Here is a 16647-nt window from a genome sequence, read left to right as displayed (position 1 = left end):
TTACCTTACGGACCGGCAGGTGCTACGAAAAATCACCGCGCTCGATAGTGGACATCGATACCGGCGAAAAAAGCGCCAGCCCGATCAGTCGACGACCTGATCGAGCATGTAGACCACTTCCGGGTCGTGCAGCAGGCCCTTGCGCACCAGGTGCTCGGCCAGCAAGGCCAGGAACTTGGCGCTGCGGTGGCCTTCCAGGTGCTTGAGTTCGGTCAGGGCGCTGTACACCTTGCTCGCGGTACCCAGGGTGGGGGAGTGATGGGGGTTCTGTGTCGGCATGGGAGTCGTCCTTGTTGTTATGGGGCTGTTTTGTGGACAGATCCGATCTTGCGGACCTGGCATGACATAAATATGACAGTCGTGGGCTCGCCTGCACGGGCTGCCGTTGGGCAACACTATTGCCGGATTGAATCGCAAAAACTGTTCCAGCAACGACCTTTGCAAGATTTATTCAGACGTTTGGCAAAACGCAACAGGCCCCGCTGGCGAAGGCGGGGCCTGTAGGTGTGTGGACGCCTGGCTTACCAGCGGCCGGGGCCATAGTAGTAATGGCGGGGCGGGCCGTAGTAGCCGCGGGGTGGGCCGTAGTACACCGGGGCCGGGCGGTAATAGACCGGCGGGCCTTCCACGTACACCGGCTGTGGCTGGTAGTAGACCGGTGGCGGCGCGGCATAAACCGGCTGCGGCTGGACGTAGACTGGCTGTTGCACGTAGACCGGGCGGCTGTGGCTGGCGATCACCGAACCCACTACCGCGGCGCCGACCACCGCACCGACTACCGCCGGGCCACCCCAACCACCGCCACCGTGGGCGGACGCTTGACCGGCGACAGCAAGTGCACCAATGAGCAAGGCTATCTTGGGGATTTTACGCATCATGGCTATTCCTCGGTTCCGACCCCAGCGCTCGGTCTGCAATAGACGCGAGGACTGTCGCGGGGATACTTCTAAGACCGCTTTTTTCTGAAAAACTGCACAGCCGCCGGGTAAATTTTGTGTAAGGTCTGTACCGGTTTATTGACCCTCGTCCGTGGGCGGCAGGCCCGTTTTTCAGGCACGTCGATATGATCGGGCAGAACCCGATGACTGACTAATCCCGTCTATCCGAAAGTGCGTTCCAAGGAGATCAACATGCAGATGAACCCCAACAAAGACACCCAGTTGTGTATGTCGCTGTCAGGGCGTCCGGGGAATTTCGGCTTGCGCTTTCACAATCACTTGTATGAACAGCTGGGCTTGAACTTCTACTACAAGGCCTTCAGCAGTCAGGACCTGCCAGGCGCCGTCGGCGGGATCCGCGCCCTGGGCATTCGCGGCTGTGGCGTGTCCATGCCGTTCAAGGAAGCCTGCATTGCCCTGGTGGACGAACTGGACGCCTCGGCCAGCGCCATCCAGTCGATCAACACCATCGTCAACACCAATGGCCACCTCAAGGCCTACAACACCGACTACATTGCCGTCGCCCAGTTGCTCGAACACCATCGGATTCCCAAGGACACCCGCTTTGCCCTGCGCGGCAGCGGCGGCATGGCCAAGGCGGTGGCCAGTGCCTTGCGCGATGGTGGCTACCGCGATGGCCTGATAGTTGCCCGCAATGCCCAAGCCGGGCAGGCCCTCGCCGACTCCCTGGGGTATGCCTGGCAGGCGGAGCTGGGCGAATTGCGCCCGCAGATGCTGATCAACGTCACCCCGATCGGCATGAGCGGCGGTCCCGAGGCCGATCAGTTGGCATTCCCGGTCGAGGCGATCGAGGCCGCGCGCACGGTGTTCGACGTGGTGGCGGTGCCGGCGGAAACCCCGCTGATCCTGCGCGCCCGGATGGAGGGCAAGCAAGTGATCACCGGCCTGGAAGTGATCGCCATCCAGGCCCTGGAGCAGTTCGTGCTGTACACCGGTGTGCGCCCCAGTACCGAGCAATTCCAGCGGGCGGTGGCCTTCGCCAGGGCCTGATCGGTGGTTGGAGCGGGGCAGGTCGGTGGGACGCAAAGCCCTGCCTATACTGGTCGCCAGCAAGCTCAGACTTGCCCCTGTTCCCTGCCACCGTGATCGAGGTCTGTATGCCACCTGCCATTCTCAATCTGGATCAGGCGGACCTTCAGCCGCTGCCTGAAGCCCTGAGCCCCACCGGCGAGACCGCCGGCCGTTATGTCCAGCGCATCGCCCGCATCGGCCAGCAACTGGGCGCCCAGAAGCTCGGCTACCGGCTGATTGCCCTGGGCCCGGGGATGCGTGCCAGCCCCTTCCATAACCATCGCGTCAATGAAGAGATGTTCTACATAGTCGCCGGCGAGGGCGAGATCCGCCTCGGCGCCGAGCGTTTTGCCATCCGCGCCGGCGATGTGATCGCCTGCCCGCCGGGCGATATGGACAGCGCGCACCAGATCATCAACACCAGCCAGGGCGAGTTGCGCTACCTGGCGGTCAGCACCCAGGAAGCGCCGGACATCTGCGAATACCCGGACTCCGGCAAGTATGTGGTGATGAAGGACTTCAAGATCGACGATGAGGGCAACGCCTCGGGATTCGTCGCGGTGGCGCGGCATGCGGATGGGGTGGATTACTGGGACGGGGAGTAGCAGGAAGTCTTCTGAGGCGTTACCCCGACTGCGTCGGCGATCGCAGCCTGAGGCAGCGGCTATAAGGCGCTGCCGCAGGAGCGGGGATCAGCCTTCGAGTTTCGCCAGGCGTTCTTCGAGGGCGGCGATGCGCGCTTCCAGCTCTTCGATGCGCTCCACCGATACGCCGCTGGCCGAGCCGCGTTCCACCGGGTTCTGCCGGGCGGCGAGGATCGCTTCGATATCCGCCGGGTCGCCCAGGGCATGCATGTAGCGATCTTCGCGCTGGCCGGCCTGGCGCGGAATCAGCAGCGCCAGGCCACGGGCGATCAGGCGTTCCAGTTGGTGCACCACCTGTTCGCTGTCTTCGAAGTCGTGCATGCGGCCGCTGCGGGTCAGCAGTTCGTTGACGGTCTGCGGACCGCGTAAAAACAGCAGTCCGGCCAGGGCCACCTGTGCCGGTACCAGCTCCAGCGCCTTGTCCAGGCGATGCTCCCAACGATCGGCGCGGCTGCCCATCACCAAGCGGGCGAAGCCGCGGTTTTCCAGGGCGCGCAGGCTCTGGCCGACCTGGCCCTGGGTGAGGTTCATCACCGGTTCGCGGCTGGTTTTCTGGTTGCAGGCGATGACCAGGGCATTGAGGGTCAGCGGATAGGTTTCCGGGCTGGTGGCCTGCTTCTCGATCAGCGATCCGAGAATGCGTAGTTCGGTGCTGCTCAGTTGCAATTGCTCGCTCAAGGTTTCTTGCTCGATGCTCATCGCGCGTTCCCTATGCTGTCGAAGGCGACTAGCCTAATCCTTGCTGGATAAAAGACAAGCCGCCGGCGGCACCCAAGCAGGTCTATAATCGCGCCACCTTTGTTTGTGCTTTTTTCCGTCAGCCTGTCGAGATCACCATGACTATTTCCCTGTACGCCGCCTCCGTTCCTGTCTTCAAGCAAATGCTCAACGCCCTGAGCGATGTCCTGAACAAGGCCGAAGCCCACGCCACCGCCAAGAACATCGACCCGAATGCCTTCCTCCAGGCGCGCCTGTACCCGGACATGTTCCCGCTGATCCGCCAGGTGCAGATCGCCGTCGATTTCGCCAAGGGCGTTTCCGCTCGCCTGGCCGAAGTCGAGCTGCCGAAATACGACGACACCGAAACCACCTTTGCCGAGCTGCAGGCGCTGCTGGCCAAGGTCCTGGCCTTTATCGACGGCATCCAGCCAGCGCAGATCGATGGCAAGGAAGGCATCGAGATCGTCACACGTCCGGGCACCCCGAAAGAGAAGCGCTTCAGCGGCCAGTCGTACCTGCTGACCTACGGCCTGCCGCAGTTCTTCTTCCACGTCACCACCACCTACGCGATCCTGCGCCACAATGGCGTGGAAATCGGCAAGCGCGACTACATGGGCGCTTTCTGATGTAGTTGGGGGCCAAGCCCATAAAAAAAGCCCGGCAAGGTGCGAGCCTTGCCGGGCTTTTTAGTGCGCGCTATTCGTGCAGGATCAGGCGGTCTGGCGGACCTTCTCTTCCTGGGCCATGCATGCGGCGGCGGTGAAGAGCACATCGGTGGAGGAGTTCAGCGCGGTTTCCGCCGAGTCCTGCAGCACGCCGATGATGAAGCCGACGGCGACCACCTGCATGGCGATTTCGCTGGGGATGCCGAACAGGCTGCAGGCCAGCGGAATCAACAGCAGCGAACCGCCGGCCACGCCGGAAGCGCCACAGGCACAGATGGCGGCGACCACGCTGAGCAGCACGGCGGTGGGCAGGTCGACGGCGATACCCAGGGTATGCACGGCCGCCAGGCTCAGCACGGTGATGGTGATGGCGGCACCGGCCATGTTGATGGTGGCGCCCAGCGGGATCGACACCGAATAGGTGTCTTCATGCAGGCCCAGGCGCTTGCTCAGCTCCAGGTTGACCGGAATGTTGGCCGCCGAACTGCGGGTGAAGAAGGCGGTGATGCCGCTTTCGCGCAGGCACATGAGCACCAGCGGGAACGGGTTGCGGCGGATTTTCCAGAACACGATCAGCGGGTTCATCACCAGCGCGACGAACAGCATGCAGCCGATCAGCACCGCCAGCAGGTGCATATAACCGAGCAGGGCGCCGAAGCCGGAGGTGGCCAGGGTCGAAGCCACCAGGCCGAAGATGCCCAGCGGGGCGAAGCGGATCACTACCCGCACGATCAGGGTCACGCCGTTGGACAGGTCGTCCAGCACGGTGCGGGTGGTGACGCCGGCATGGCGGATGGCCACGCCCATGCCGATGGCCCAGGCCAGGATGCCGATGAAGTTGGCGTTCATCAGCGCGCTGACCGGGTTGTCCACCACGCTCAGCAGCAGGCTTTGCAGGACTTCGCTGATGCCGCCGGGGGCGGAGATGGCGACATCATGGGTGCTCAGCACCAGGGAGGAGGGGAACAGGCTGCTGGCGATCACCGCCACCACCGCCGCGGCGAAAGTGCCCAGCAGGTAGAGCCAGAGGATCGGGCGGATATGGGTTTCCTGGCCGTGCTTGTGGTTGGCGATGGAGGCCATGACCAGCACGAATACCAGGATCGGCGCGACGGCTTTTAGCGCCGAGACAAAGACCTTGCCGATAAAGGCGGTGGATTTCGCCAGTTCGGGGGCCAGCAGCGCCAGGGCGATACCGGCGATCAGGCCAATGACGATCTGCGTGACCAGGCTGGTGCGTTTGAGTTTTTCCAGGAGCGACGGGGGCGAAGCAGTCATAGCGGTATCTCTGATTTTTTTAATATGCCGTGCGTCGACGTGGGACGCCGTGCTGATGAGTTGCTGAAGGTACGGGGTGTTGCGGCAGGGGGCGGACTTTATCACACGGGGTTCGCCCACGGATGTGACGATCTGCCACCTGAGCCTTCAGGGTAGCCTGCGGTTTTTTCGCCGCTGCCCCAGACATGGGCGGACACATTCTGTTAGGATTCGCCATCCTCTTCTCATCTCCAGTCAGCGGGCCACCAGGCCATCGCTGATGTCGTCGTTTCCGGAGTTTTCCATGCTGTTGCCCATTCTGCTGTTGTCAGCTGCCGGTTTTACCGTGCTGACGACGGAGTTCATCATTGTCGGCCTGCTGCCTTCGATTGCCCGGGATCTTGCGGTCAGCGTGCCCCAGGCCGGCCTGCTGGTGACCTTGTTCGCCTTCACCGTGGCGGCGTTCGGGCCGTTCCTGACGGCCTATTTCGCCCGTTTCCAGCGCAAGCGCCTGTTCATTTCGGTGCTGGTGATGTTCGGCCTGGCCAATACCCTGGCGGCGCTGGCGCCGAATATCTGGGTAATGGCGGTGGCGCGGCTGATCCCGGCGCTGGGCTTGCCGGTGTTCTGGGCTTTGGCCAGCGAAACCGCGGTGGACATCGTCGGCCCCGACTACGCCGGGCGGGCCATCGCCAAGATCGGCTTCGGCATCGTCTGCGCCACGGTGTTCGGCATTCCGGTGGGTACGCTGATTTCCGATGCCTTCGGCTGGCGCGCCGCGTTCGGCATCCTGGCGCTGGTGGCCTTTGCCAAGGCGTTGCTGCTGTATGTCTACCTGCCGCAGACCCGCGTGCACAACGAGCAGGCCAGCCTGCGCTCGCAGTTCGGCATCCTGCGCAGCCCTTTGATGCAGGGGCATGTGCTGCTGTCGATCCTGGTGTTCAGCGGCATGTTCACCGCCTACACCTACCTGGCGGATATCCTCGAGCGCCTGGCCGGTTTCAACGGCACGCTGGTCGGTTGGTGCCTGATGGGCTTCGGCGCGGTGGGGCTGATCGGCAACTCGCTGGGCGGCCGCGCGGTGGACCGCCATCCGTTGCTGGCTTCCATGGGCTTCTGCGCCTTGATGATCGGCGGCATGGTGGCGCTGGTGCCGAGCATCCACTCGCCGCTGGGCCTGGCCGCGGCCATGGGCATCTGGGGCGTGACCCAGGCGGCGCTGTTTCTGGTCAGCCATGTCCGCCTGATCAAGGCTGCGCCCCAGGCACCGGCGTTTGCCGCTTCGCTGAACATCGCCGGAGCCAACCTGGGCATCGGCCTGGGCGCCATGGTCGGCGGCCGGGTGATCGACACCCTGGGGCTGGGCAGCCTGGGGTTCGCTGCCGCCGGTTTTATCCTGGTGTCGATCCTGCTGGCCCTGCTGTTGATGACCCTCAAGCCACAGGCCAGCTGCGCCTGACTCTCCTCAAGCGCCCATGGCGGTGAACAGCTCGCGGCGGGCGCCTTCGGTGATCGCCACGATGCCGGGGTGCTTGACCTTGCGTTCGACCGAAATGGCGTAGAACGACTCGCTGACCGCATCGGTCTGGCCGATCAGTTGCACGCCGTATTGGCGCCGCACTTCGTCGGCGATCACGCTGGGGCTGATAAAGATCCCGCTGCCTGATTGGCCGAATGCCTGCATCAAGGCACTGTCGTCGAACTCACCGATGATCCTGGGCTGTATCTGTTGCTCGGCCAGCCAGCGTAGCAGCCGGCTGCGCACCACAGTCTCCTGCCCGGGAATCAGCAGCGGAGCGCCATGCAGGCTATGGGGAAAGTTCGTTCCATAGCGCTCGGCCAGTTCTTCGGTGGCGAAAAAACTGATGCCGCATTCGCCGAGTTTCTGGCTGTAGCCCTTGATGTCCAGGTGCGAAGGCATGGGGCTGTCGGAAATCACCAGGTCCAGGCGCTGGATGGCCAGGTCGGCCAGCAGGCGTTCGAGTTTGTCCTCGCGGCAGGTGATGCGGATCGGTTCGTTCAGCTCCATGGTCGGGGCGATCAGGCGGTAGACGATCGATTTGGGCACCACATCGGCCACGCCGACCCGAAACAGGATCTGCTGTTCGTTGGGCTGGGCCTGGAGCATGGCTTCCAGTTCGCCGCCGAGCTGGAACATCTGCTCGGCGTAGGGCAGGGTCTGGCGCCCGGCTTCGGTCAGCTCCAGTTGCCGGCCGACCCGGCGAAACAACTCGATGCCGTAGGTTTGTTCGAGCAGGGTGATCTGGCCGCTGATGGTTTGCGGGGTCAGGTTCAGTTGCTCGCAGGCCCGGACGATGCTGCCGGTCTTGGCGACGACCCAGAAGTAGTGCAGTTGGCGATAGTTGAGCATGGCTGGCTTTAATTCGTAAAAATCGAAGTATAGCTGTTAAAAATACGAATTTTCCTGAAGTGTCAGCCTCCATAGAATGCCTCGCTATTGACGGGCCATCATCTCGGCCCGGTCCGTTCTAACGAGGAAAGCGCAATGACTTATAAATCCATCGCCGCATCGTTGCTGGCGTTGTCGTTGATCACCCTGGCCGGTTGCGAGCAGGCGGAAAAAAGCGCGCAGCAGCTGTTGGGCAAGGCCGCGGAAAACGCCAAGCAGGCGATCGACGACACGCACAAGGCCGCCGAACAGGCGATCAGCGACGCGACCCAAGGCTTGATCAGCAAGCAGGAAAAGCCGGCTGACGAGGCCAAAGAAGCTACCTCGTCGTCCCAGGAAATCTGATTCCCCCATACCCCGACTCAGGACTGAGCCATGGAATACCTTTTACAACTCGCCGCCAGCCCCACCGCCTGGGTCGCCCTGGCAACCCTGGTGGTCATGGAAATCGTGCTCGGCATCGATAACCTGATCTTCATTTCGATCCTGACCAACAAGCTGCCCGAGCAGCACCGGGCCAAGGCCCGGCGGATCGGTATCGGCATGGCCCTGATCCTGCGTCTGGCACTGCTCAGCACCATCGCCTTCATCGTGCAACTGACCGAGCCGGTGATCGATGTCTTCGGCCAGGTCTTCTCCTGGAAGGACATGATCCTGATTGCCGGCGGCCTGTTCCTGCTGTGGAAGGCCACCACGGAAATCCATCACAGCATGGACCCGGAACCACAGGACAGCAAAAGCGAGACCGCTGGCGTGTCCTTGGGGTTCGCCGCGGCGATCGGCCAGATCCTGATGCTGGACATGGTGTTCTCCATCGACAGCATCATCACCGCGGTCGGCATGACCGAGCACTTGCCGATCATGATCATCGCGGTGGTGGTGTCGGTACTGGTGATGTTGCTGGCGGCCGAGCCTCTGGCCAAGTTCATCAATGACAACCCGACGGTGGTCATGCTGGCCCTGGGCTTCCTGATCATGATCGGCATGACCCTGATCGCCGAAGGTTTCGGTGCCCATGTGCCAAAAGGTTATGTGTACGCGGCCATGGCCTTCTCGGCGGCCATCGAGGGGCTGAACATGCTGGCTCGTCGTGCCCGGCAGAAGCGGGTGGCGGCGGAGGCGGAAGTCGAAGCCTGATTTACGGCAATAACCGACGGCGGCCTGTGTTCAAGGACACAGGCCGCCGTTTTTTATTGGGCAGAAGAAAAAGTGCCAGTCAGTGCGAGGTGGCGTGATGCCGGGACGGTTTTGCGGTTTTCGCCGCGGGAGTCGGCAAACGCGGATGATGGTGCCGGCGAACGATCCGCAAGACCCCCCAGAGCATGGCAGCGGCAACGGCCAGCCAGCCGCCGATCAGCATCAGGATTGTCGTTGTCAGGCTCATGCATGCCTCCTTGTTGCCCTGTCCAGGGCACACACTCTTCGCAATGGACAGTCTAGTCGCGGATGTGTTTCAAGCCATTGACCAATAGTCGAGTGTCATCGACCGCTTTGCTCTATGGGGCGCAAATTACCGCGGCTTAACGCTATACCCCTGCATCGCGGCGCCCTATGATCAGCGTTTCGGCCGGGGCTCCTGGCTTGGCGTCTGCACAAGAGAGTCATGATGGAACGGATGTTTCTGCGATTTCGAACACTGTTGTTGGTGGGCGCTTGCGCCCTGACGCTGGCCGGTTGCGCCAGCAGCGTGCAGCCGGAGATTCAGCGCCTGCCTGAGCGGGTGGAACTCAACGGCGTGCCGTTTTTCCGCGGCGAAACCTATCAGAGCGGCCCTGGCACCTTGGCCAGCATGCTGTCCCAGCAAGGCATCGCGATCACCCCAGGTCTGCTGGACAAGCCGCTGCATCTGCCAGGCGCCGAGGCGAAGTTGCAGCAGAACATGCTGACCCTGGCGCGTGAGTACGGGATGGTGGTCTATCCGCTGGACGGCAATTTATCGGCGCTGCTGACTCAGGTTGCTGCCGGATACCCGGTGATGGTGCGTTACACCGAAGGTTCGGCGTTCTGGGCCGAACCTCGCTATGCCGTGCTAGCGGGCTATAACCGGCACAAACAGACGGTGCTGCTGCGAGCGGGAATGAATCGTCGTCTGTTGATGGACTTTGCCAAGTTCGAATCGGCCTGGAGCAATGCGGGATACTGGGCGGTGTTGATTCAGGGGCCGACCCAGGTGCCAGCCCAGGTCGATCGCCAGCGTTGGTTGAAGGCAGCCGATGAGTTGGCCCGGGCCGGGCAGGAGAGCGCGGCGGCACGGGCGACCAAGGCGTTGAGCGCCAACTGAGGTTGCAGAAACGCTGACGGCGCCCTTGGGCGCCGTCCTTTGAACTGGCTGCGATCGACGGATCTGCAGCCTTTTTTGTATCTGCCGGGTTCTATTCGGCAGTTTGGGCGACGCCGCTCTGACGGCTTTTCAGGTTTTTGCCGGCCTTGTAGCTCAAGGCGGCATTCGGTACCGAGCCGCTTTTACCGGTTTCCAGCCACTGGCGGATGCGGCTGGCATCGGCGAAGTGTGTGTATTTGCCAAAGGCGTCGAGAATGACCAGGGCGACCGGGCGGTTGCTCATGCTGGTCACCAGTACCAGGCAGTGGCCTGCTTCATCGGTAAAGCCGGTCTTGGTCAGCTTGATGTCCCAGTTGGCCTTGTTGACCAGGTGATCGGTATTACGAAAACCCAGGGTGTAGTTGGGTTTGCGGAACGCCACGGTCTTTTCCTTGGTAGTGCTCAGCTCGCTCAGCAGCGGGTATTTGCGTGCCGCCAGCAACAGTTTGCTCAGGTCGCGGGCGGTGGACACGTTATGGACCGACAGGCCGGTCGGCTCGACATAGTGCGTGCTGGTCATACCCAGTGCCTTGGCCTTGGCATTCATGGCGGCAATAAAGGCTGCGTACCCGCCCGGGTAGTGGTGGGCGAGGCTGGCGGCGGCACGGTTTTCCGACGACATCAGGGCGATCAGCAGCATCTCTTTGCGCGGGAGTTCGCTCTTGAGCTTGACCCGGGAAAACACGCCTTTCATTTCCGGGGTGTTGCTGATGTCCACGGAAATGTACTCATCCAGCGGTTGTTTGGCGTCGAGTACGATCAGACCGGTCATCAGCTTGGTCACCGAAGCGATGGGTACGACCACGTCGGGATTGCTGGAGTAGATGACCTTGTTGGTCTGCAGATCCAGCAGCATGGCGCTGCCGGAGGCGATGTGCAGTTGGGAAGGGTCGCGCGGCGCTTCGGTGGTTTCGCGAGCGACGGCGCTCTGCGTGATAAAGGTGCCTGTAAATGCAAAAAATAGGCTCAGGATAGAAAGACGGATTTTCACGCGGGCGGACTCATGAAGTGGATATGCCGTTCTGCAACGGGCTGCTTTCAGAAAAACGTTACATTTTATGAGTATGTGCCAGGAAAGAGCTACACGCCCGTAGGTAAAGGGCTTCAGGTAAATTAAATTTCATCCTGTATCAGTTTTGTATCAGTTCGGTTCCCTCCTTTCTGATGAGTTGATCGTCACTGCAAGCGGGGGGGGGGGGGTACTCGCTTCAGGTTTTCGGTGAGCAGAAACAAAGAACCCCGCCAGTGGCGGGGTTCTTTTATCCGGGCTACTTCCCAGCGTCAGTCGTGCAGCGTTTCTGCCGCATACAAGGTGTTTTCCAGCAGGCAGGCGCGAGTCATCGGGCCAACACCGCCCGGTACCGGGGTGATCCAGCCGGCGCGAGGCAGGGCGGTCTCGTAGACCACATCGCCCACCAGCTTGCCGTCTTCCTGGCGGTTGATGCCGACGTCGATGACGATGGCGCCTTCCTTGATCCACTCACCCTTGACCAGGCCCGGCTTGCCGGCGGCCACGACCACCAGGTCGGCACGCCCGACGTGGCCGGCCAGATCCTTGGTGAAACGGTGGGTAACGGTAACGGTGCAGCCGGCGAGCAGCAGCTCCATCGCCATCGGGCGCCCGACGATGTTAGACGCACCGACCACTACCGCATCCATGCCGTACAGATCGGCACCGGTGCTTTCCAGCAGGGTCATGATGCCTTTCGGCGTGCATGGGCGCAGCAGAGGGATACGTTGGGCCAGGCGACCGACGTTATAAGGATGGAAACCATCCACGTCTTTATCCGGGCGGATGCGCTCCAGCAGCTTGGAGGCATCGAGGTGTTCGGGCAGTGGCAGTTGCAGCAGGACGCCATCGATGTTCGGGTCATCGTTGAGGCGGTCGATCAGGCCGGCCAGTGCTTCTTGAGTGGTGTCAGAAGGTAAGTCATAGGCTTGTGAAAGAAAGCCGACCTCTTCGCAGTCTTTACGCTTGTGCGAGACATAAACCTGAGAGGCCGGGTCGCTGCCGACCAGGATCACCGCGAGGCCTGGAGTACGCAGGCCTTGCTGGCGACGCTCGGCGACACGTTTGGCGATCTGCTGGCGCAGGCTAGCGGCGATCGCTTTGCCGTCGATTAGTTGTGCAGTCATGACGCGTGATTAACCATCGAGAGGGAGAGAAAAAGAGAACGCATTCTCGCATGCCAGGACGTGAGGGCAAAGGCGCTTGGTCTGCAAATTCCCCTAACTCCTTTAATTAAATGAATTTTTTTCAAAAAAGAGTTGACGACCTAACGGCTCGTCTATAACATTCGTCGCACTTGTCGGGCACAGCCTAGCACTGGTTAAGAAGGTCGGGCAGAGTTGATGTTTAACTCGTAACGACTGAAAGCACTTAGTTTGTAGTCATTAAAGAATACAGATTAATAAGGCGCCCGTAGCTCAGCTGGATAGAGCATCCGCCTTCTAAGCGGATGGTCGCAGGTTCGAGTCCTGCCGGGTGCGCCATTAGGCAGCTTTGGCACAGGTAACGCAACAACGCAACAACGCAATATGGTGGGCGTAGCTCAGTTGGTAGAGCACAGGATTGTGACTCCTGTTGTCGTGGGTTCGATCCCCATCGTCCACCCCATATTCCGAAAGGCGCCAGATTAATAGTCTGGCGCCTTTGCTTTAAAAGCTTGATACGCGGACGTGGTGGAATTGGTAGACACACTGGATTTAGGTTCCAGCGCCGCAAGGTGTAAGAGTTCGAGTCTCTTCGTCCGCACCAATTAAGTAGCTATTTATATAGCAGATAACGGCGCAGCACCTGAAAAGGGCTGCGCCGTTTTCGTTTCAGAAGTCTGTATTTCCAGCAGGTCGCAGGTGGTGGGCCGGGGAGGCGACGAAACACTCGTCCTTTTGTCGCTGGAATGCTGAAGGTTTACCGGTCGGGCTGTGGTTTGGCCCGGTCATCCGGGGTGTGACGCGCCGTTCCTTCTATATATAGAAGCACGGGTGCAGAGGCCCTGGTTTGATTCGCTGTATTTGCTCTCAGGGCGCGGCTCAACCGTTGGTCCCCGCCTTTAAATCGCCAGCTGTTTTTTTACCCGTTTTCAGTAGGGTGACTTCTTGAGTTTGACCCACTAGAATGCATGCCCTTGATTCTGGGGTCGGAAACGGCCGGCTAACGTCTGTGCAACGAGGAATATCCATGCAAGTTTCTGTTGAAAATACTTCTGCTCTTGAGCGCCGCATGAGCATCACCGTGCCGGCTGAGCGCATCGAGACACAGGTCAACAAGCGTCTGCAGCAGACTGCCCAAAAGGCCAAGATTCCAGGCTTCCGTCCTGGCAAAGTCCCAATGAGCGTGATCCGTCAGCGTTATGAAGCTGATGCGCGTCAAGAAGCTGTGGGCGACGTGATCCAGGCTTCCTTCTACGAAGCTGTTGTCGAGCAGAAGCTGAACCCGGCTGGCGCTCCTTCGGTTGAGCCAAAGGTTCTGGAGAAGGGCAAGGATCTGGAATACGTTGCAACCTTCGAAGTGTTCCCTGAGTTCACCGTTGCCGGTTTCGAGTCCATCGCCGTTGAGCGCCTGAGCGCTGACGTGGCTGATGCCGATCTGGACAACATGCTGGAAATCCTGCGCAAGCAGAACATTCGCTTCGAAGTGGCCGACCGCGCCGCCCAGAACGAAGATCAACTGAACATCGATTTCGTCGGCAAGGTCGACGGTGAAGTGTTTGCTGGCGGTTCCGCCAAGGGTACTCAGCTGGTGCTGGGTTCCGGCCGCATGATCCCAGGCTTCGAAGAAGGCCTGGTTGGCGCCAAAGCGGGTGAAGAGCGTGTTCTGAACCTGACTTTCCCAGAGAACTACCAGAACCTGGACCTGGCTAGCAAAGCCGCCGAGTTCACTGTCACCGTCAACACCGTTTCCGAGCCTAAGCTGCCAGAGCTGACCGAAGAGTTCTTCGCTCAATTTGGTATCAAAGAAGCCGGTCTGGAAGGTTTCCGCGCCGAAGTTCGCAAGAACATGGAGCGCGAACTGCGTCAGGCCATCAAGTCCAAGGTCAAGAACCAGGTAATGGACGGCCTGCTGGCTGCCAACCCGATCGAAGTGCCTAAGGCTCTGCTGGACAACGAAGTGAACCGTCTGCGCGTTCAGGCCGTTCAACAGTTCGGTGGCAACATCAAGCCTGATCAACTGCCGGCCGAGCTGTTCGAAGAGCAAGCCAAGCGTCGCGTTGTACTGGGTCTGATCGTGGCCGAAGTGGTCAAGCAATTCGACCTCAAGCCTGACGAAGCCCGCGTGCGTGAGCTGATTCAGGAAATGGCTTCTGCTTACCAAGAGCCAGAGCAGGTCGTGTCCTGGTACTACAAGAACGAGCAGCAACTGAACGAAGTCCGTTCGGTTGTGCTGGAAGAACAAGTTGTGGATACTGTTCTGCAGAAAGCTAGCGTGACCGACAAATCGGTCTCTTACGAAGAAGCGGTCAAGCCGGTAGAAGCACCACAAGCCGACTGATTTTTTACTCGTTCGAAAATACACACCATAAGCCAGCCTTCGTGCTGGCTTATGCGTATTCAAGACATGACTATTTGGGAGTGACTGCAGGACATGTCCCGCAATTCTTATTATCAGCAGAGCTCTGACATCCAGGCCGCAGGCGGCCTGGTCCCGATGGTTATCGAGCAGTCCGCCCGTGGCGAACGCGCCTATGACATCTACTCGCGCCTCCTCAAGGAGCGGGTGATCTTCCTGATTGGCCCGGTAGAAGACTACATGGCCAACCTGGTCGCGGCACAATTGCTCTTCCTTGAAGCGGAAAACCCGGACAAGGACATCCATCTCTACATCAACTCGCCAGGCGGTTCGGTGACAGCAGGCATGTCGATCTACGACACCATGCAATTCATCAAGCCGGACGTTTCCACCATCTGCATCGGCCAGGCCTGCAGCATGGGGGCCTTCCTGCTCGCCGGTGGCGCAGCGGGCAAGCGTCATTGCCTGCCTAACTCGCGGATGATGATTCACCAGCCATTGGGCGGTTTCCAGGGGCAGGCGTCGGATATCGACATCCATGCCAAGGAAATCCTGCACATCCGTTCGCGTCTGAACTCGCTGCTGGCTCATCACACCGGTCAGAGCCTCGAGACCATCGAGCGCGACACCGAGCGCGACAACTTCATGAGCGCAGAGCGTGCGGCTGAATACGGCCTGATTGACTCCGTGATCACCAAGCGTCAAATGCCTGCCTAAGCAACTCAAATGTAGGTGGTTGGTTTAACCGGCCACCTGTGGGCTTGAAAAAGCCCGCAATTGCCTTCATCTTGTGTTGCAAGCCTATCGGATTTGGATCGATCGAATGACTGACACCCGCAACGGCGAGGACAACGGCAAACTGCTTTATTGCTCCTTCTGTGGCAAAAGCCAGCATGAAGTACGCAAATTGATTGCCGGCCCCTCGGTCTTTATCTGCGACGAGTGCGTCGACCTGTGCAATGACATCATCCGTGAGGAGGTGCAGGAAGCACAGGCCGAAAGCAGCGCGCATAAATTGCCTTCGCCTAAAGAAATCAGCGGCATCCTTGATCAGTATGTGATTGGTCAGGAACGTGCGAAAAAGGTTCTGGCAGTAGCGGTATACAACCACTACAAGCGCCTCAACCAGCGTGACAAAAAGAATGACGAGGTCGAACTGGGCAAGAGCAACATCTTGCTGATCGGCCCTACAGGTTCGGGCAAGACTCTGCTGGCAGAGACCCTGGCACGCCTGTTGAATGTACCGTTCACCATTGCCGACGCCACCACCCTGACCGAAGCCGGTTATGTGGGTGAGGACGTCGAGAACATCATTCAGAAACTGCTGCAGAAGTGCGATTACGATGTAGAGAAAGCTCAAATGGGCATCGTCTATATCGATGAAATCGACAAGATTTCCCGCAAGTCTGACAACCCTTCGATTACCCGTGACGTTTCGGGTGAAGGCGTTCAGCAGGCCCTGTTGAAACTGATCGAAGGTACTGTGGCTTCCGTTCCGCCTCAAGGTGGTCGCAAGCATCCGCAGCAAGAGTTCCTGCAGGTCGATACGCGCAACATCCTGTTCATCTGCGGTGGTGCGTTCTCGGGTCTGGAAAAGGTTATTCAGAACCGTTCGACTCGCGGCGGCATCGGCTTCAATGCCGAAGTGCGCAGCAAGGAAGAGGGCAAGAAGGTCGGCGAATCCCTGCGTGAAGTCGAACCGGACGATCTGGTCAAGTTCGGCCTGATTCCGGAGTTCGTGGGTCGTCTGCCGGTTCTGGCAACCCTGGACGAGTTGGATGAAGCAGCGCTGATCCAGATCCTCACCGAGCCGAAGAACGCCTTGACCAAGCAGTATGCCAAGCTGTTCGAGATGGAAGGCGTCGATCTGGAGTTCCGTACCGATGCCCTCAAGTCGGTCGCCAAGCGTGCGCTTGAGCGCAAGACCGGTGCTCGCGGATTGCGTTCGATTCTCGAAGGCGTGTTGCTCGACACTATGTATGAGATCCCCTCGCAGTCCGAGGTGAGTAAAGTAGTGATCGATGAAAGCGTTATAGAGGGTAAGTCCAAGCCACTGTATATCTATGAAAACAGTGAGCCGACTGCCAAGGCAGCCCCGGACGCCTAAGCGCCGGACTGCTGGTTTGACAGAAGGGGCCTTTGGGCCCCTTT

General features: G+C 60.0%; 18 protein-coding genes and 3 tRNA genes. 13 read left to right on the top strand and 8 right to left on the bottom strand.

Features of this window, described 5'->3' with window-relative positions; genetic code table 11:
- Positions 1 to 84: 84 nt before the first annotated feature.
- Together AC07PQ_RS04575 and AC07PQ_RS04570 are read right to left on the bottom strand one after the other, a co-directional pair.
- Complete coding sequence (locus tag AC07PQ_RS04575; RefSeq protein ID WP_007927235.1) at positions 85 to 279, bottom strand: hypothetical protein; 195 nt, start codon at positions 277 to 279, stop codon at positions 85 to 87.
- A gap of 242 nt (positions 280 to 521) precedes the next feature.
- Positions 522 to 878, bottom strand: coding sequence for a hypothetical protein (locus AC07PQ_RS04570; protein WP_007927233.1), 357 nt, complete (start codon positions 876 to 878; stop codon positions 522 to 524).
- Positions 879 to 1130: 252 nt separating this feature from the next.
- Here AC07PQ_RS04570 and AC07PQ_RS04565 point away from each other — a divergent pair, with 252 nt between their 5' ends.
- A complete protein-coding gene (locus AC07PQ_RS04565; protein ID WP_007927231.1) occupies positions 1131 to 1949 on the top strand; it encodes a shikimate 5-dehydrogenase in 819 nt (272 codons plus the stop codon).
- Between the two features lie 107 nt (positions 1950 to 2056).
- Positions 2057 to 2575 (top strand): cupin domain-containing protein, encoded by a 519-nt coding sequence (locus tag AC07PQ_RS04560; RefSeq protein ID WP_007927230.1) that lies wholly within the window; start codon positions 2057 to 2059, stop codon positions 2573 to 2575.
- Positions 2576 to 2662: 87 nt separating this feature from the next.
- Here the strand turns inward: AC07PQ_RS04560 and AC07PQ_RS04555 are convergent, their stop codons facing one another.
- Positions 2663 to 3313, bottom strand: coding sequence for a YceH family protein (locus AC07PQ_RS04555; protein WP_007927229.1), 651 nt, complete (start codon positions 3311 to 3313; stop codon positions 2663 to 2665).
- Between the two features lie 137 nt (positions 3314 to 3450).
- Between AC07PQ_RS04555 and AC07PQ_RS04550 the strand changes: the two genes are divergently transcribed.
- Entirely contained in the window at positions 3451 to 3960 is a 510-nt protein-coding gene (locus AC07PQ_RS04550; RefSeq protein WP_007927228.1) for a DUF1993 domain-containing protein, read from the top strand.
- Between the two features lie 84 nt (positions 3961 to 4044).
- Here the strand turns inward: AC07PQ_RS04550 and sstT are convergent, their stop codons facing one another.
- Positions 4045 to 5277: a serine/threonine transporter SstT gene (gene sstT / locus AC07PQ_RS04545; RefSeq protein WP_007927227.1), complete on the bottom strand. Its 1233-nt coding sequence runs from the start codon at positions 5275 to 5277 to the stop codon at positions 4045 to 4047.
- A gap of 283 nt (positions 5278 to 5560) precedes the next feature.
- Here sstT and AC07PQ_RS04540 point away from each other — a divergent pair, with 283 nt between their 5' ends.
- A complete protein-coding gene (locus AC07PQ_RS04540; RefSeq protein ID WP_007927226.1) occupies positions 5561 to 6715 on the top strand; it encodes an MFS transporter in 1155 nt (384 codons plus the stop codon).
- A gap of 6 nt (positions 6716 to 6721) precedes the next feature.
- Here the strand turns inward: AC07PQ_RS04540 and nhaR are convergent, their stop codons facing one another.
- Positions 6722 to 7627 carry a transcriptional activator NhaR gene (nhaR, locus tag AC07PQ_RS04535; protein ID WP_007927225.1) on the bottom strand — a complete coding sequence of 302 codons (906 nt, stop codon included), beginning with the start codon at positions 7625 to 7627 and terminating at the stop codon, positions 6722 to 6724.
- A gap of 135 nt (positions 7628 to 7762) precedes the next feature.
- Between nhaR and AC07PQ_RS04530 the strand changes: the two genes are divergently transcribed.
- Positions 7763 to 8011: a hypothetical protein gene (locus AC07PQ_RS04530; protein WP_009044657.1), complete on the top strand. Its 249-nt coding sequence runs from the start codon at positions 7763 to 7765 to the stop codon at positions 8009 to 8011.
- Between the two features lie 30 nt (positions 8012 to 8041).
- Complete coding sequence (locus AC07PQ_RS04525) at positions 8042 to 8803, top strand: TerC family protein (protein ID WP_007927218.1); 762 nt, start codon at positions 8042 to 8044, stop codon at positions 8801 to 8803.
- 79 nt (positions 8804 to 8882) lie between these two features.
- Here the strand turns inward: AC07PQ_RS04525 and AC07PQ_RS04520 are convergent, their stop codons facing one another.
- On the bottom strand, positions 8883 to 9050 hold the full coding sequence (locus tag AC07PQ_RS04520; RefSeq protein WP_493184356.1) for a hypothetical protein: 168 nt from the start codon (positions 9048 to 9050) through the stop codon (positions 8883 to 8885).
- 222 nt (positions 9051 to 9272) lie between these two features.
- Between AC07PQ_RS04520 and AC07PQ_RS04515 the strand changes: the two genes are divergently transcribed.
- The gene (locus AC07PQ_RS04515; RefSeq protein ID WP_493184357.1) at positions 9273 to 9947 is read left to right on the top strand and encodes a PA2778 family cysteine peptidase; all 675 of its coding nucleotides are present in this window, start codon (positions 9273 to 9275) and stop codon (positions 9945 to 9947) included.
- 91 nt (positions 9948 to 10038) lie between these two features.
- On the opposite strand, the gene pbpG is transcribed toward AC07PQ_RS04515, so the two are convergent.
- Both pbpG and folD read right to left on the bottom strand, forming a co-directional pair.
- Positions 10039 to 10977: a D-alanyl-D-alanine endopeptidase gene (pbpG, locus tag AC07PQ_RS04510; RefSeq protein WP_007927214.1), complete on the bottom strand. Its 939-nt coding sequence runs from the start codon at positions 10975 to 10977 to the stop codon at positions 10039 to 10041.
- 290 nt (positions 10978 to 11267) lie between these two features.
- Positions 11268 to 12122 carry a bifunctional methylenetetrahydrofolate dehydrogenase/methenyltetrahydrofolate cyclohydrolase FolD gene (folD, locus tag AC07PQ_RS04505; RefSeq protein ID WP_007927213.1) on the bottom strand — a complete coding sequence of 285 codons (855 nt, stop codon included), beginning with the start codon at positions 12120 to 12122 and terminating at the stop codon, positions 11268 to 11270.
- A gap of 280 nt (positions 12123 to 12402) precedes the next feature.
- Between folD and AC07PQ_RS04500 the strand changes: the two genes are divergently transcribed.
- From AC07PQ_RS04500 to clpX, 6 genes are all read left to right on the top strand, one after another.
- Positions 12403 to 12479 (top strand) — tRNA-Arg (locus AC07PQ_RS04500).
- Positions 12480 to 12527: 48 nt separating this feature from the next.
- A tRNA-His gene (locus AC07PQ_RS04495) sits at positions 12528 to 12603 on the top strand.
- 56 nt (positions 12604 to 12659) lie between these two features.
- Positions 12660 to 12744 (top strand) — tRNA-Leu (locus tag AC07PQ_RS04490).
- 423 nt (positions 12745 to 13167) lie between these two features.
- Positions 13168 to 14478 carry a trigger factor gene (tig, locus tag AC07PQ_RS04485; protein ID WP_009049851.1) on the top strand — a complete coding sequence of 437 codons (1311 nt, stop codon included), beginning with the start codon at positions 13168 to 13170 and terminating at the stop codon, positions 14476 to 14478.
- A gap of 93 nt (positions 14479 to 14571) precedes the next feature.
- The gene (clpP, locus tag AC07PQ_RS04480; protein WP_007927205.1) at positions 14572 to 15213 is read left to right on the top strand and encodes an ATP-dependent Clp endopeptidase proteolytic subunit ClpP; all 642 of its coding nucleotides are present in this window, start codon (positions 14572 to 14574) and stop codon (positions 15211 to 15213) included.
- Between the two features lie 106 nt (positions 15214 to 15319).
- The gene (clpX, locus tag AC07PQ_RS04475) at positions 15320 to 16603 is read left to right on the top strand and encodes an ATP-dependent Clp protease ATP-binding subunit ClpX (protein ID WP_007927204.1); all 1284 of its coding nucleotides are present in this window, start codon (positions 15320 to 15322) and stop codon (positions 16601 to 16603) included.
- Positions 16604 to 16647: the final 44 nt, after the last annotated feature.

The organism is Pseudomonas sp. GW821-FHT09E12 (genome assembly GCF_059416085.1).
This window is presented reverse-complemented; position numbering and strand designations above follow the sequence as displayed.

Coding starts and splice junctions, on each gene's coding strand:
- AC07PQ_RS04575 (WP_007927235.1), bottom strand. CDS start 279: ATGCCGACACAGAACCCCCATCACTCCCCCACCCTGGGTACCGCGAGC.
- AC07PQ_RS04570 (WP_007927233.1), bottom strand. CDS start 878: ATGATGCGTAAAATCCCCAAGATAGCCTTGCTCATTGGTGCACTTGCT.
- AC07PQ_RS04565 (WP_007927231.1), top strand. CDS start 1,131: ATGCAGATGAACCCCAACAAAGACACCCAGTTGTGTATGTCGCTGTCA.
- AC07PQ_RS04560 (WP_007927230.1), top strand. CDS start 2,057: ATGCCACCTGCCATTCTCAATCTGGATCAGGCGGACCTTCAGCCGCTG.
- AC07PQ_RS04555 (WP_007927229.1), bottom strand. CDS start 3,313: ATGAGCATCGAGCAAGAAACCTTGAGCGAGCAATTGCAACTGAGCAGC.
- AC07PQ_RS04550 (WP_007927228.1), top strand. CDS start 3,451: ATGACTATTTCCCTGTACGCCGCCTCCGTTCCTGTCTTCAAGCAAATG.
- sstT (WP_007927227.1), bottom strand. CDS start 5,277: ATGACTGCTTCGCCCCCGTCGCTCCTGGAAAAACTCAAACGCACCAGC.
- AC07PQ_RS04540 (WP_007927226.1), top strand. CDS start 5,561: ATGCTGTTGCCCATTCTGCTGTTGTCAGCTGCCGGTTTTACCGTGCTG.
- nhaR (WP_007927225.1), bottom strand. CDS start 7,627: ATGCTCAACTATCGCCAACTGCACTACTTCTGGGTCGTCGCCAAGACC.
- AC07PQ_RS04530 (WP_009044657.1), top strand. CDS start 7,763: ATGACTTATAAATCCATCGCCGCATCGTTGCTGGCGTTGTCGTTGATC.
- AC07PQ_RS04525 (WP_007927218.1), top strand. CDS start 8,042: ATGGAATACCTTTTACAACTCGCCGCCAGCCCCACCGCCTGGGTCGCC.
- AC07PQ_RS04520 (WP_493184356.1), bottom strand. CDS start 9,050: ATGAGCCTGACAACGACAATCCTGATGCTGATCGGCGGCTGGCTGGCC.
- AC07PQ_RS04515 (WP_493184357.1), top strand. CDS start 9,273: ATGGAACGGATGTTTCTGCGATTTCGAACACTGTTGTTGGTGGGCGCT.
- folD (WP_007927213.1), bottom strand. CDS start 12,122: ATGACTGCACAACTAATCGACGGCAAAGCGATCGCCGCTAGCCTGCGC.
- tig (WP_009049851.1), top strand. CDS start 13,168: ATGCAAGTTTCTGTTGAAAATACTTCTGCTCTTGAGCGCCGCATGAGC.
- clpP (WP_007927205.1), top strand. CDS start 14,572: ATGTCCCGCAATTCTTATTATCAGCAGAGCTCTGACATCCAGGCCGCA.
- clpX (WP_007927204.1), top strand. CDS start 15,320: ATGACTGACACCCGCAACGGCGAGGACAACGGCAAACTGCTTTATTGC.